Genomic DNA, 15,148 nt, shown 5'->3' with positions numbered 1-15,148 from the left:
CTCGATACAGCAGTGCCAGATATACCGCCTTAGATAATGTGTTATAGGCTAATTAAGTCTTTAGGCATCGAGATTTTTGATAATTTCTTGTGCCAAGGCCTTAAGTTGTTCTTGATCCGCTTGTTCACGTCCATGACCTTTGAGGCTTTGATCCTTATAAGTAGGAATCAAATGAAAATGGATATGAAAAACAGTCTGCCCAGCCGTACTACCGTTAAATTGCGTCAAGACCATACCATCAGCTTGGGTCGCGGCCATTAATGCCGGCGCCACTTTTTTGGCAGTGTCTATGCATGCTTGTAAATAATCACTTGAAATATCAAAGAAATTTACAGCTTTTTGCTTAGGCAACACTAATAAATGCCCTTTAGTTTGCGGCATGATATCCATCATGACAAAGGTTTTTTCGTCCTCAAAAACCTTGATGGCCGGCAAGTCGCCATTAAGGATCTTGGTAAATACATTGTCTTCATAATGGTTATGGATCATAAATCGTTTCCTTGCTAAAAATGCCGCACAAAACTCAAAACTAACGCTGTAATTGCTTAATATAGCCTAGTTTTAGATTTTTTAAAACCGTCGCGAAAGCCGCTAAAGGTCTTAAGAGGTGCCTTAGTTTGTGCATAAGCTCTGGGTATGCATATGTGCATAAGTCCATCAAAAAATTCTGCATATCTATATTTTTTTGTACATTAAAAAAACTTATGCAAGCTTATGAAGTTTTCATGAAAAACTTTTTTGGCTGATTTTTATGGTCTTAATTGTCTGAATCTACGGGGATTTTCTACCTTATACTACTTATGCACAGGACATATTAATTATTATCTTTATATATAAAAAATAAGGGTAACTATAATCAACAAATTTTTTTTCAAAAAAAATACTTCCTATGTTGCAAATAAACAGCAGTGTTTAGGATGATTCAACAAATTGTTACATGGCTAATCGAGGATTTGTAACAAGACATTAAACTGATAACGTTATGATTAAAGAGTGGTTTTTTAATACGAATTATTTAACTCAAGGATTAAACATGACGTATACCATCGAAACAGGCAACATTAAAACCGATAAATTTACTTTTAGTGCGCGTTTTTGTGGTGACAAAGACAAGCCATTGATTATTTTTCTACATGGTTGGCCTGAATTTGCTAATTGGTGGGACAATGAACTACCTGTCGCCGCCGACAAAGGTTATTTTGCGGTAGCCTTCGATCAACGCGGCTACGCGCTAGAAGCACAACCTGACGATATCGAAAGCTATCAAATCGAAAAATTAGCGCAAGATGTCATCGACGTCGCAGATCAACTCGGTGCCCAAAAATTCCACGTAGTGGGTCATGATTGGGGCGGTTTAGTGTCTTGGCAAGTGGCCGCTGATTTTCCAGATCGTGTGATTTCGATTTCTAGCTTAACAACACCGCACCCGGTATCATTGCGCGAAGCCTACAATAACGATCCTGATCAACATAAACGTTTTGAATATGTGCGTAACTTCCAAAATGTAGAAGAAACGGATCAATATCTTCAAAAAAATCAGGGTGAGCGCGTCAAAGCCGCCTTCGAAAATTCCATTCCAGAGGAATTAATTCAATTTAATGCAGACCGTATGCAACAGGGGCATACCTATCGCACGTCTGTTCATTGGTACCGCGCCAGCATGGACCAGAAATCAGATAGCTTTACGTTTGAAACTCCGATTGTCAAAGTTCCTGCTTTATACATTTGGGCTTCCGAAGATGTCGCTGTCGGTGAAGTCAGTGCCAAAAACTGCGAGAAATATGTCGATGCACCCTATCAATTCGAAAAAGTTAAAGCCACTCACTGGCTGCCTAACAATGGGGTGGATGTGCAAACGACTATTTTTGAACATATCGCCAAATATAAATAAGCTCATTTGCTGATTGATTAAATCCCCTAATTTTTAGGGGATTTTTTTTGCGTTTCTGTTGCGCTTGATGGGCCAAAGCGTTTTGCTTCTTTTTATACCTTTATTTTTATATATATAAAGAAATAATAATATAGCCTGTGCATAACTGCATAATGTTGAAAAGCGTTGTTTAAACAAGGCCTTAGTTAATATTTTATAAGGGTATAAGCCTTTTGATAAAAAGACTTATAACGTCGAATAAGTTTTGCGGTAGTTGGCAATATTGAAGTTATAAAAAACAAGAACACGTCTTATACACAAAGGACTCATAGAGGAGTTATGCACAAACGATCGGGGTGAATTAAAGAGCGCTGGAAGATAGTGGCTAGTGCAGGTGATATCTTTTAGATGACATCGTGATGATCGTTGTAAGTTGATTGCTAAAAGACTAGAACCACAAATCACAGACCTAGCCATTGATTGATCCTGTGACTATTTGCCATCAAAGATAGCTAAGAGTCATGAGGTGAGCTATAAGGCTTTGTTTGTCTTTATAGCCATCGATGATGACAACATCGATCGTAAGCTTACTGGCTATAAGCATCAGCATATTCTAATCGTTGATTACCATTGGCAGTGTACTGTGCAGTGCAAGTATCAAGTCCGTGTAGGCTTTAAATGTTGTTCTTTAATGTTTTTTAAATTATTTTATAAAGTCTGGGCAATCTTTATTTATCCATTTATTTTTATATATATAAAGAAATAATAATATATCCTGTGCATAACTTGAAAAGTTTTAAATTTAATGCATAAACAAACACTTAACGTAATTTTTTGAGCGTATAAGCTTGTCTTTTAACTCAATAATAAAATGGCATAAATTTTGTGCGTTCTTAAGGTAGATCACTTATTTTCATACTATGCACAATTTATACACAGATTATATATAGAGCAGTTATGCACAAAAAAGCAGAGCCTTAAGCTCTGCTTTTTAAGAGAATGGAGTTTGCTTTTTTGTAATATGCTTACCGTTTGATTTATCAGTCTATAACTTAGCTAAGCGAGTAACCGCTTCTTCTAAGAGTTCAAATTTCTTAGCAAAGCAAAAGCGCACGATACGATTATTGGCTCGAACTGAATCAGGCTGCATATAAAAAGCAGAAATTGGAATTGCGGTCACCCCATGTTTTTGCGTTAACTCGATAACAAAATCATTTTCTTTTTTGTCACTAATGTCTGCATAACTCGCTAACAAGAAGAATGTACCTTCACTTCTGAGAGGTTTAAAGCGAGTCTTGTCTTGTAATTCTGTAAATAAATAATCGTGATATTTCTGGTAAAAATCGGAGAGATGCAAATAGGTCTCTGGATTGCTTGCGAAATTTGCCAAGCCATGTTGCATTGGTGAAGGCACAGTAAAGACGGTGAATTGATGAATTTTTCTAAATTCTTTAGTCAATTCAGCAGGCGCTGCACAAAAACCTATTTTCCAACCTGTAGTATTGTAAGTTTTACCAAAAGAGCCCACCACAAAGCTGCGCTGCGCTAAATTAGGGCGTGTGCTAAGACTTAAGAATTTATGGTGGAACACGATATGTTCATAAACCTCATCTGCCAAAATATAGAGATTACGATTACGCACAATTTCTTCGAGTGCGTCTAGATCACTACTTTTTAGGGTAATACCCGTTGGATTGTGTGGAAAATTGAGAATAATCAGGCGAGTTTTAGGGGTTATCGCCGTCGCCACTTTATTCCAATTCAAAGAGTATTTGTGATTGGTCACTGAAGGTGGATCCAGTGGGACAAATACCGGAGAGCCGCCAGCTAATTCAATGCAGGGCACATACATGTCATAAAAAGGTTCTATGACGATGACTTCGTCTCCTGGCCGAATGACGGTTTGAATGGCAACCATAATGGCTTCAGTGGCGCCACTGGTAATCGTTATCTCGGTATCAGGGTGATATTGATAACCGTATAGGGAGTTAATCTTTTGTGCTAGCACATCCCTTAAGGCTTTGACACCAGCCATTTCTGGATATTGATTGTAGCCGTCCAACATCGCCTGATTAACAGCTTGAATGAGCCCTTTGTCAGGATCAAAACTAGGGTAACCCTGGCCTAAGTCAACGGTATTGTATTGCTTAGCCATTTTACTCATGGTGGTAAAAATCGTCGTGCCTACATTTGGAAGCTTGGAAGTCAACATGGTGCTATCAAAAGAAATCCACAAATAATGGTATAAAGATAACACACTATGCAGAGTTTATATACAGCTTATTAAGGGTTTATGCACAGCAATGTTCCACGTGGAACATTGTTCTTTTTAAAGTGTCTATGTCATTACCTTCATTAATAGGACAAAAAAAGGTATTGCCCTGATAGGCAATACCTTAGTAGATGAAGCGATAAATAGGTTTAGGCGTGGGCAGTTTCTTCGTTGCGCTCGCGTCTGACTTCATTCACAATAATATCTTGGTGAGCACTTACGGGTTCCTCCACATGCAGAGGTTTTAGGCCTAAACGCTCTAGCAATTGCAAGTCATGGCTTTCACCTGGGTTACCTGTGATAAGCAATTTATCTCCGGTAAAGATAGAACCGACGCCAGCAAAAAAGCAAAGCGCTTGTAATTCATCACTCATTTCTAGACGACCCGCCGCCAGTCGCACCACAGAGGTTGGACAGACAATACGCGCTACCGCAATGGTTCGCACAAACTCGAAAGGATCAATTGGATCGCTATCGGCTAAAGGGGTGCCAGGAACTGGTACGAGATTATTAATGGGTAAAGACTCTGGGGCTTGTGGTAGTTGACTTAATGTGTGTAGCAAGCCAGCGCGTTGACTACGAGTTTCACCCATACCTACAATACCACCACAACATGTCTTTAGACCTGCGTCGCGGACTTTCTCTAGGGTATCAATACGCTCTTCGAACTCACGTGTACGAATAATATTGCCATAAAATTCTGGAGCCGTATCGATATTGTGATTGTAATAATCTAAACCGGCATCTTTAAGTGCTTCTGCTTGCCCTTCTTGTAACATGCCTAAGGTTGCACATGTTTCTAGACCTAGTGCTTTGACTTGACGGATAATTTCTGCGACCTTTTCAATGTCACGATCTTTTGGACCGCGCCAAGCGGCACCCATACAAAAACGAGTAGCGCCGCCAGCTTTAGCGGCTTTAGCAGCTTCTAAAACTGTCTCTGGATCCATGAGTTTTTGGGCTTGCACGCCTGTGTGATAGCGTTGAGCTTGAGGACAGTAAGAACAATCTTCTGGACAACCACCTGTTTTAATCGATAAAAGGGTAGATAATTGCACCGTTTGCGGATCATGAAATTGCTTATGAATTTGATGAGCTCTATCTATCAAAGTCATAAAAGGCAATTCAAATAAGGCCTCGATTTCTTTACGTGTCCAGTTTTTTTTGGGTTGGGAGGGGTGTTGAGAATTGACGGCTGTCGTAGCAGACATTAGGTTCTCCTATAAAACATGATGGCGATGTATATCGTTTCGTATCTGTTCGCAATCATCGTATGATTAGTAGGATGGCTAGTTTTAATGGGTATCTGCTTGTTTGCCATAAAAATACAAACAAGTCTATGAATTTACACTAAATAATAAATAAGGGATTACATTCTATCAAGAACAGCGCCTAGATTAATATGAAAATTAGAATTTTTTACGAAATAGCGCAAAAACCCTAGTTATAAAGCTGTATCGATAGGACTACCATAGTAAAGTTATCATTCATTGTGTTGAGTGATAACGACTGTTAAAAGTTAAATTTAATTCACAGCATTTACTATTAAGGAGACAGTCATGAGCGCAGCGACTATCAAGGTACACTATCTAGAAAATTCCCGCGCCCAAAGAATCGTATGGGCACTAGAAGAACTCAAACAAAACTATGAAATTGTGCCCTATAAACGGCAGGAGGATGGCCAAGCAGCAGATGAGTTGAGTAATGCTCATCCTTTGGGAGTATCCCCAGTGTTAGAACTCGATGGCCAAATGCTAACAGAATCTGGCGCTATTTTAAATTTATTGCAACGCCGTTTTGATACTAATAATGAATTCAAGCCTAGCGATGAAGAAGCTTTCACGAATTATGACTTTTGGCTGCAGTTTGCGGAGGGCTCATTTATGCCTTTACTGACATTCACGACAGTTACAGACATGCTCGACAGTGATGTCGTGCCTATGATGATGCGACCTGTCACCAAAAAAATTCGGGAACAAATTCAAAGTAATTACTCTACGCCTAGAATTCGTAAGATTATTGCTTTTGTAGAAAACTATTTAGGCTCACATGAATACTTTAGTAGCGATAAATTTGGTTTTGCTGATATTCAAATGGCGTTCCCTTTACGTGCCCTGACGCTTAAGAAAGTAGCGACTAGCCCAAATATTCTCGCCTATGTCGAGCGTGTTACAGCGCGTCCCGCTTTTAAAGCAACCGAAGAAAAAACACCTGATCACGCTAGTATCAATATTGGCAAAAAATAACCGATATTGTGTGTACAAAAAGCCGATTATTGTTTTTCACTAATCGGCTTTTATAGTAGGTGTAGGGATTGTTCCACGTGGAACACTATTATGATTGAGTCGAAGGTTTTTCGTACAGTTAATGGCTGTTTTTTAAAAATAGCGTCATAGGTTACAATCAATTTAACCTTATAATTTAAAAATCTAAAGTCACTAGTAAACTAAAGGCTTTTGCTATAGAAATTTGTTTTTTTCTAGCATTTTATTTTGACCAAGGAATTATATGAAATTATCCAAATTTGTTTTCAAAACCGCTTTAGTGAGTCTTATGTTAAGTGGTGTAAGCCTTGCTCAAGCAGATTCTTTATTAGATCGGATTAATAATCATGGTACGGTGAGTGTTGGGACAGAAGGTACGTATGCACCGTTTACTTATCATGATAAGTCTAATAAATTGGTGGGTTATGACGTCGATGTAATGCGGGCTATTGCTAAAAAACTAGACATTAAATTAGATTTCAGAGAAACCCAATGGGATGCCATGATGACGGGGTTGAAATCAGGTCGTTTTGATGTTGTCGTCAATCAGGTAGGCTTAACCACACCGGAACGTCAAAAGACCTTTATCAAGTCTGAGCCCTATACCTACTCTGGCGCCATGCTCGTCACACCCAAAGACGTGACAGATATCAATAAACCAGAAGATGTCAAAGGTCGTAAAACTGCACAAAGCCTAAGCAGTAACTACGGAGAAATGGCTCGTAAGTACCAAGCCAAGATCGTTCCAGTCGATGGTTTAGCTCAATCCATTATGTTGATTAATCAAAAACGTGCTGAGGCGACTTTTAATGATGAGTTGTCATTCTTAGATTATATGAAACAACACCCAGACGCTAACGTGCGTATTGCATGGCGCGCGGGCCCTGATGAAAAAATCGGTACTTCTGTGGTCGCCAACAAAGGTAATGAAGAAGCGATGGAAAAAATCAGTCAAGCTGTCAAAGAGCTTAAAGAAGAGGGTGTACTCAAAGAATTGGGTGAAAAATATTTTGGTGAGGATGTCAGCATTCCCAAAAAATAAGATAAGACTTAATGGCTTTTAATCTTTGCAGGATAGTTAAGTGTTTGAAAAAATTAGCGCATCTATAGAAGCTCTTCTTGCTATGTTGCCCTTCATGACAGATGATAGGGCGCATAACATCGTGCTGGCTTTTTGGCCAATGCTTAAGGCAGGTATTGTGGTCTCCATTCCGATGGCCATTGTTTCATTTTTAATCGGCATGATACTGGCACTGATTGTGGCCTTGATTCGTGTGGTACCCAATAAAGGCATCACGATAAAGCTGTTGCGAGCCATAGCAAGAAGTTATGTTTCCATCATTCGTGGTACGCCGATGTTAGTACAGTTATGTATTGTTTTTTATGGCCTACCAGCACTCAATATTGTCATTGATCCGATTCCTGCCGCTATTATTGCGTTTTCCTTAAATGTGGGTGCTTATTGCTCTGAGACTGTCAGAGCGGCGATTCTATCCGTACACAAAGGGCAATGGGAAGCGGGATATTCGATCGGTATGACGTATTTACAAAATTTCCGTCATATCATTATTCCGCAAGCCGTTCGAGTGGCGGTTCCGCCTTTGAGTAATGAATTTATAAATTTATTCAAAGGCACCTCACTGGCGTCATTTGTGACGGTAACTGAGTTATTTCGTGAAGCCTCACAAGCAGGTAATCGAACTTATGATTTCCTACCCGTTTATATTGAAGCCGCTATGCTTTATTGGTTCTTTTGTACGATTTTATTTGTATTGCAGGCTCGCCTCGAAAAACGTTTAGGTAAACATATTGCTGTATAGGGCGAATCAATGATTAAAGTTCGAAATATTCATAAATCTTTTAATAACCATGAAATTTTGCATGGTATTGATTTAGATATTGCTAAAGGTAGCGTCGTCGTTATTCTGGGGCCGTCAGGCTCTGGTAAAACCACATTTTTGCGCTGCCTTAATGCGCTTGAAATGCCTGAACAAGGAACGATTGAGTTTACAGGGGAGCAAGCCTTAAGTATCGACTTTGGTCAAAAACCCTCTAAGAGTCGGATACTCGCTTTGCGTCGCAAATCCGGTATGGTCTTTCAACAATATAACTTGTTTCCTCACAAGACAGCCTTAGGTAATGTTATGGAAGGGCAGGTTGTCGTTCAGGGCAAGAGCAAGAATGAGGCACGAGAACTTGCCCAAAAATTAATTGCTCAAGTCGGTTTAGCAGATAAAGCAAATCTTTATCCTTATCAGCTCTCTGGTGGTCAGCAACAACGTATTGGCATCGCCCGCGCACTGGCCCTGGCACCTCAATTATTGTTGTTCGATGAACCTACCTCTGCCCTAGATCCTGAGTTGGTAGGAGAAGTTCTCAACACCATAAAAGAACTCGCCACACAGGGTTGGACCATGGTTGTAGTGACACATGAAATCAAGTTTGCGCTTGATGTAGCTGATAAAGTTTTAGTTATGGATCACGGGAGAGTGATAGAGGAAGGCCGTCCAGAAGATTTACTTAATCAGCCACAACAAGCATTGACTAAACAATTTTTGCAGCAAATTAATACTCGAGTTTAATCACAGCAAAATACTAAAAAGGTCATGTTCCACGTGGAACATGACCTTTTTTATTAAATGAAAGAATTAAAAAACTTTGCATGGTAACAAATGTTTTTTAACTGGTTTGTTCCACGTGGAACATATGAAAAACATTGCTTGGCTTTATTAGCATTATGCTTATTAATGTAGACATAAAATAAAATCACAAAAATTGATTTTGTTTTATCACTTAACGCTTTTACTTTATAAAAATACCCAAAACATAAGAATCACAAAAGAAACAGTTTCAAGTGAAAAAAAATTTGAACTCACTAACATAAACTTAAGTTTTCTCAAAAAACGTAGAAAACTAGGGATTAAAATATCCTACTATCATGTAAAAAGATGGTATTTAAATTATAATAATAGCTTCACAAATGGTTGATTAAGTACCTATATCTCATCAGTATCAACCAATTCTCAATAGGCAATTGTTCCACGTGGAACATACTTCAAATTGCTTTACGCAATGAATAGACTACTCTTAAATAGTCTCTGTTTTATATAGCAAAATAATAAGATTTTTAGGTTAGAAAATGAAATACCCAGAAATATTTGATGTCATTGTTGTGGGTGGCGGACATGCAGGCACAGAGGCTTGCCTTGCTGCTGCACGTATGGGCTGTAAGACGCTCTTAGTCACACATAACATCGAAACCCTTGGTCAGATGTCTTGCAATCCCTCAATTGGTGGTATTGGTAAGGGTCATTTGGTTAAGGAAATTGATGCCCTAGGCGGTGCTATGGCATTGGCAGCCGATAGGGGTGGTATTCAGTTTAGGATCCTCAATAGTTCTAAAGGGCCGGCTGTGCGTGCCACACGTGTGCAAGCAGACCGTACCCTTTATAAAGCAGCGATCCGTTCTATTCTAGAAAATCAAGAGAATCTTTGGATTTTTCAACAAGGCGTTGAAGATCTGATTCTCCAAGGCGATCGTGTGGCTGGTGTCGTTACGCAAATTGGCACGCAATTTATGGCGCAAAAAGTGATCTTAACTGCAGGCACCTTTTTGAATGGCAAGATTCATATAGGTTTGAGTAACTATAAGGGAGGACGTGCTGGTGATCCGCCTGCGAGTCGTCTTGCAGAACGACTTAATGAATTAAAACTACCTATTGGTCGACTTAAAACAGGTACACCGCCACGGATTGATGCTCGTACTATTGACTTTAGTAAACTCCAAGAGCAAAAAGGTGACAGTGATCCTGTACCTGTTTTTTCTTACATGGGCAATGCGGCCATGCATCCAGCTCAGGTCTCTTGCTGGATTACTAAAACTAATGCTCATACACATGAGATTATTCGTAAAGGGCTGGACCGCTCACCTTTGTATACAGGTGTGATTGGCGGTGTAGGGCCTCGTTATTGCCCATCTATTGAAGATAAAGTTAATCGGTTTGCCGATAAACAAAGTCATCAAATCTTTTTAGAACCAGAAGGGTTAAATACACATGAAGTCTACCCTAACGGTATCTCAACAAGTTTGCCTTTTGATGTGCAATTGGATTTAGTACACAGCATAGAAGGGCTTGAAAATGCCCATATCATGCGCCCAGGCTATGCTATTGAATATGACTATTTTGATCCGCGGGAACTGAAATCAAGTTTAGAAACCAAATATATCCAAGGACTATATTTTGCGGGTCAAATCAATGGCACCACGGGCTATGAAGAAGCCGCTGCTCAAGGTCTGTTAGCGGGTTTGAATGCAGCACTTGCTATCAAGGGTCAAGACAGCTGGACACCGGCTCGTAATCAAGCCTACTTGGGTGTATTGGTCGATGATTTAATCACTAGCGGCGTGACTGAGCCATATCGTATGTTTACCTCAAGAGCTGAATATCGTTTGAGCTTACGTGAGGATAATGCGGATTTCCGCCTCACAGAAATAGGTTATCGTCTGGGAGTAGTCCCCGAAGAACGCTGGCAACAGTTTGCTAGTAAACAGCAACAAGTGGCAGCAGAAATTAAACGCTTACAAACGACTCGTGTCAAACCAAGTGAATTACAAACTGAGGCGGCTACGCAAGTGCTTGGTAAAGCACCAGAAAAAGACTATAGTTTGGCAGAATTACTAAAACGACCAAATGTCTCTTATAGCGATTTGCAACAGCTACCCACGACCCAAGGTCTGGATCTATTTGCTGGTGTGAATTTAAGCGATGAGGCGATTCACCAAGTTGAAGTGCAGATTAAATATGCCGGCTATATTGAGCGACAACAAGAAGAAGTACGTCGCCAAAATCAGTACGAGAGTCATAAAATCCCAGCCACTATTGACTATGATGAACTTAAAAACTTGTCTTTTGAGGTTCGCCAAAAACTAAAACAACACAAACCTGAGACCATTGGTCAGGCCGCGCGTATTTCTGGAGTGACACCCGCCGCTATTTCTTTGTTGCTGATCCATCTTAAACGTCTGCAATTAGCGCAAAATTTACAGTAAGCGATCGCTTTATATGCACGTTACAATCAACAAAGTCTAAGGATTGTCTATATTATGCCGCCCGTTTTTGCCACTGACCAATCTCAGCTCGCTGAGCGCTTACAAGCCGCCAGTCAAGTCTTAGGCTTGGCGCTGAGTGCGCAACAAGCCGAGCGTCTATTGGCTTATGTAGAACTCATAAAAAAGTGGAATAAAACCTATAACATCACCGCGATCAAAGACCCACGGGATATCTTAATCCAGCATATTATTGATAGCTTAACTGTGGTCAAGCCTTTACAAGAATTAGTGCAACAAGATCTAAAGGCCTACAGTAATCCTGCACTTAGCGAAGCCGCTCAAGTGTCCACACAAGATGTCTCTGTCCAACCATTATCGGTGCTTGATGTAGGGTCTGGTGGTGGCTTACCAGGCGTTGTTTTGGCGATTATGAATCCGACTTGGCACGTTACGTGTATTGATGCGGTCCACAAAAAAACAGCCTTTATCACGATGGTAGCGGGTTTACTTAAGCTGAAAAATCTTAATGCAGTGCACACAAGGATTCAGGATTATCCAGCGCACTGTGCAGATATAGTGATCTCTCGTGCATTTGCATCATTACGAGATTTCGTAGATTGGTCAGGGCACTGCCTCAAAAACAAAGGCATGATGGTGGCCATGAAAGCTCAATATCATGAGTCAGAAATGCAAGCACTGGCGCACACCTCCTGGCAGGTGCATAAGTATCTTGAGTTACAGGTGCCTGAAATGCAGGCGCAGCGCAGCTTAATTTATTTGCAAGCCAAAAAACAAGCAACGCCACAAACTCATTAGCTCGCTGAAATTTTGTTATTTTTTATATCTTTACAAAGCAAAAAGGGAAAGCATGTCCGATAAAGCCAAAATACTGTGTATTGCCAACCAAAAAGGGGGCGTAGGAAAAACCACCACAGCAACTAATTTATCTGCTGTGGTAGCGGCTATGGGCAAAAAAGTACTACTCATTGATATTGATCCTCAGGGCAATGCCACCATGGGTTCAGGCATCGATAAAAGCCAATTGAAGATAAATCTTTACGATATTTTGATAGGTCAAGCGCCGTTGATTGAGGCGATTCAACACCCAGACGAAGTTGGCTATGATGTCTTACCAAGTAATAGGGAATTGGCCGGCATCGATATAGATTTGGCGGATTTAGAGGATCGTGAATTTAGACTAAAAAAAGCACTAAAACCGATACGAGCCAATTACGACTATATTTTTATTGATTGCCCGCCCACCTTATCGCTACTGACGCTAAATGCTTTAGCGATTGCACACGGCGTTATCATTCCTATGCAATGCGAGTATTTTGCTTTAGAAGGGTTATCCGACTTAGTAAATACCGTCAAACGGGTCTATAACAACATCAATCCAGAGTTGTTATTTATGGGAATTTTGCGCGTCATGTATGATCCGAGAATTACTTTGCAGCAACAAGTCTCTGAGCAGCTTGAGCAGTATTTTGGTGATAATGTCTTTAAGACGGTGATACCGCGCAATGTCAGATTGGCAGAAGCACCTAGCTACGGCTTGCCAGGGGTGTTGTATGATAAACATTCGAGAGGTGCTAAAGCCTATAGCGCTTTTGGTAAAGAGTTAATCCAACGCATCAAGAAAAAAGCCAAACAAAAGCAAACTTAATTGTAGATAAATCCATCCAACTAAACCCTTTCAACGAACACGGTACAGATTGTGAGTATTTCAAAAAAATCAAATAATTCAACAGCAAAAAAAGCCAGTGGCAAAAAAACGGTTTCTACAGGCAAAACCACAGCCGGTAAAACGCCAATCAAAAAAGGTCTAGGACGCGGTCTAGATGGTTTATTAGGCAAAGATATTGATTTTTCAGCAAGCTTACAACAAAAAAACAAAACAGAAACGCAAGACGACCAACAAAAACCACGCATGCTGGGCCTACACCAACTGCAAGCCGGTAAATATCAACCCCGCCATCATATGGAACAAGAAGCCCTGCAAGAATTAGCGGCCTCGATTAAGACGGAAGGGGTAGTGCAGCCGCTTTTGGTACGCCCGCTCAATAAGGCAGAAAAAGAAAAAGACGTTAAATATGAGATTATTGCGGGTGAACGGCGTTTTGTGGCTTCGCAACTGGCGGGTCTCAAAGAAGTACCCGTGGTGATTTTTGAAGTGAATGACGAAAAAGCCGCCATCATTGCATTAATTGAAAATATGCAACGGGAGGATTTAAATCCACTCGAGGAGGCCAAAGGTGTACAGCGCTTAATCAATGAGTTTAACTATACGCATGAACAAGCGGCGCAGGCGATTGGACGTTCACGAGCGACCACTACTAATATTTTGCGCCTCCTAAATCTTGCCGAACCGGTGCAAGTAATGATGGCGCAAAACAAGCTAAGCATGGGGCAGGGCAGAGCCTTATTGGCCTTGACCAGCGCCGAACAAATTATTGCCGCCAATAAAATTGTCAGCCAAGCGTTAAGCGTGCGTGAAGCCGAAAAACTCATTAATCGCATGAAAAATGCTCGCGAGGGCGTCATCAAAAGCAAACCGAGTACCGCCACTAAAAACGGCGACACGTTGAGACTAGAACGTGCCATTGCCGATTACCTAGGTACGCAAGTAGAGATTAAAGTCAACAAAAAACAACAAGGCAGCTTGGTCATTAATTTTCATAACTGGGACCAACTTAATTATATCCTTAAAAAACAAGGACTTAGCGATATTATTGAGTCTTAAATCACACAAAAACAAAACTTTTTCAAAAAAATTAAGCACGAAGCCTTGACAAAGCTTTGTAAATTAGTGATAATGCTTAATTCCATTTGGTGGAGTGCCCGAGTGGCTAAAGGGGGCAGACTGTAAATCTGTTGGCTTGCGCCTACGTTGGTTCGAATCCAACCTCCACCACCAGAATTATCCATAGCAACTACGGCGTTATGCTGTAGTTGCTATTAAAATGTCAGATAGATTTAGGGTGGTAGCTCATTTCTAGCATAAGCAGTCGCTACACATACGCTCCACCTTTTTATTGTGGTAGGCGTTTAGTGCGGGTGTAGCACAATGGTAGTGCAACAGCCTTCCAAGCTGATGACGAGGGTTCGATTCCCTTCACCCGCTCCATATCTGACAAACATGATTTCAATGCTCATGTGGCTCAGTGGTAGAGCACTCCCTTGGTAAGGGAGAGGTCGTGGGTCCGATTCCCACCATGAGCACCACAACAGCAATCGCACTAATTAAACACCGTCTTTCAGGAGTCTGATATGGCAAAAGGAAAGTTTGAACGTACCAAACCGCACGTCAACGTAGGTACGATTGGTCACGTCGATCATGGTAAAACCACATTAACTGCAGCAATCACAACGATTCTTGCAAAAGAGAACGGCGGTGAGGCCAGAGACTACAGCCAAATTGACAATGCCCCAGAAGAAAAAGCGCGTGGTATTACCATCAATACCTCTCACGTTGAGTACGAAACAGCGACTCGTCACTATGCGCACGTAGACTGCCCAGGACACGCTGACTACGTCAAAAACATGATTACGGGTGCCGCGCAAATGGACGGTGCGATTCTCGTATGTTCAGCCGCTGACGGCCCAATGCCACAAACTCGCGAGCACATCTTGTTGTCTCGTCAAGTAGGTGTACCTTATATTCTCGTCTTCCTTAACAAAGCCGATATGGT

At 40.8% G+C, this 15,148-nt stretch carries 13 protein-coding genes and 3 tRNA genes; 13 read left to right on the top strand and 3 right to left on the bottom strand.

The window, feature by feature from the left end:
* Positions 1 to 60: 60 nt before the first annotated feature.
* Positions 61 to 489 carry an HIT family protein gene (locus Q335_RS0102455; RefSeq protein WP_028357274.1) on the bottom strand — a complete coding sequence of 143 codons (429 nt, stop codon included), beginning with the start codon at positions 487 to 489 and terminating at the stop codon, positions 61 to 63.
* A gap of 544 nt (positions 490 to 1,033) precedes the next feature.
* Here Q335_RS0102455 and Q335_RS09000 point away from each other — a divergent pair.
* Positions 1,034 to 1,891: an alpha/beta hydrolase gene (locus Q335_RS09000; RefSeq protein WP_051532251.1), complete on the top strand. Its 858-nt coding sequence runs from the start codon at positions 1,034 to 1,036 to the stop codon at positions 1,889 to 1,891.
* A 1,024-nt stretch (positions 1,892 to 2,915) separates the two neighbouring features.
* Here the strand turns inward: Q335_RS09000 and Q335_RS0102440 are convergent.
* Both Q335_RS0102440 and bioB read right to left on the bottom strand, forming a co-directional pair.
* Entirely contained in the window at positions 2,916 to 4,082 is a 1,167-nt protein-coding gene (locus Q335_RS0102440) for a methionine aminotransferase (RefSeq protein WP_028357272.1), read from the bottom strand.
* Between the two features lie 209 nt (positions 4,083 to 4,291).
* Positions 4,292 to 5,353 (bottom strand): biotin synthase BioB, encoded by a 1,062-nt coding sequence (gene bioB, locus Q335_RS08995; RefSeq protein ID WP_051532250.1) that lies wholly within the window; start codon positions 5,351 to 5,353, stop codon positions 4,292 to 4,294.
* A gap of 348 nt (positions 5,354 to 5,701) precedes the next feature.
* Between bioB and Q335_RS0102430 the strand changes: the two genes are divergently transcribed.
* The 12 genes from Q335_RS0102430 to Q335_RS0102375 all read left to right on the top strand — a co-directional run.
* On the top strand, positions 5,702 to 6,388 hold the full coding sequence (locus Q335_RS0102430; protein ID WP_038369269.1) for a glutathione S-transferase family protein: 687 nt from the start codon (positions 5,702 to 5,704) through the stop codon (positions 6,386 to 6,388).
* 262 nt (positions 6,389 to 6,650) lie between these two features.
* Positions 6,651 to 7,448: an amino acid ABC transporter substrate-binding protein gene (locus tag Q335_RS0102425; protein WP_028357270.1), complete on the top strand. Its 798-nt coding sequence runs from the start codon at positions 6,651 to 6,653 to the stop codon at positions 7,446 to 7,448.
* A gap of 94 nt (positions 7,449 to 7,542) precedes the next feature.
* The gene (locus Q335_RS0102420; protein WP_028357269.1) at positions 7,543 to 8,226 is read left to right on the top strand and encodes an amino acid ABC transporter permease; all 684 of its coding nucleotides are present in this window, start codon (positions 7,543 to 7,545) and stop codon (positions 8,224 to 8,226) included.
* A gap of 9 nt (positions 8,227 to 8,235) precedes the next feature.
* On the top strand, positions 8,236 to 8,988 hold the full coding sequence (locus Q335_RS0102415; RefSeq protein ID WP_028357268.1) for an amino acid ABC transporter ATP-binding protein: 753 nt from the start codon (positions 8,236 to 8,238) through the stop codon (positions 8,986 to 8,988).
* Between the two features lie 557 nt (positions 8,989 to 9,545).
* Positions 9,546 to 11,456: a tRNA uridine-5-carboxymethylaminomethyl(34) synthesis enzyme MnmG gene (gene mnmG, locus Q335_RS0102410; protein ID WP_028357267.1), complete on the top strand. Its 1,911-nt coding sequence runs from the start codon at positions 9,546 to 9,548 to the stop codon at positions 11,454 to 11,456.
* Between the two features lie 54 nt (positions 11,457 to 11,510).
* The gene (rsmG, locus tag Q335_RS0102405) at positions 11,511 to 12,272 is read left to right on the top strand and encodes a 16S rRNA (guanine(527)-N(7))-methyltransferase RsmG (RefSeq protein WP_028357266.1); all 762 of its coding nucleotides are present in this window, start codon (positions 11,511 to 11,513) and stop codon (positions 12,270 to 12,272) included.
* Positions 12,273 to 12,324: 52 nt separating this feature from the next.
* On the top strand, positions 12,325 to 13,122 hold the full coding sequence (locus Q335_RS0102400; protein WP_028357265.1) for a ParA family protein: 798 nt from the start codon (positions 12,325 to 12,327) through the stop codon (positions 13,120 to 13,122).
* A 147-nt stretch (positions 13,123 to 13,269) separates the two neighbouring features.
* A complete protein-coding gene (locus Q335_RS0102395; RefSeq protein ID WP_028357264.1) occupies positions 13,270 to 14,199 on the top strand; it encodes a ParB/RepB/Spo0J family partition protein in 930 nt (309 codons plus the stop codon).
* A gap of 88 nt (positions 14,200 to 14,287) precedes the next feature.
* Positions 14,288 to 14,373, top strand: a tRNA-Tyr gene (locus Q335_RS0102390).
* Between the two features lie 136 nt (positions 14,374 to 14,509).
* Positions 14,510 to 14,583: transfer RNA gene (locus Q335_RS0102385), tRNA-Gly, on the top strand.
* Between the two features lie 23 nt (positions 14,584 to 14,606).
* Positions 14,607 to 14,681: transfer RNA gene (locus Q335_RS0102380), tRNA-Thr, on the top strand.
* Positions 14,682 to 14,726: 45 nt separating this feature from the next.
* On the top strand, positions 14,727 to 15,148 hold a 422-nt coding region (locus Q335_RS0102375), incomplete at its 3' end, for a GTP-binding protein (RefSeq protein ID WP_028357263.1).

This window comes from Brackiella oedipodis DSM 13743, assembly GCF_000621025.1.
In the GTDB taxonomy this organism is placed as follows: domain Bacteria; phylum Pseudomonadota; class Gammaproteobacteria; order Burkholderiales; family Burkholderiaceae_B; genus Oligella; species Oligella oedipodis.
The sequence above is the reverse complement of the archived record's forward strand: the minus strand, read 5'-3'. Positions and strand labels throughout refer to the sequence as shown.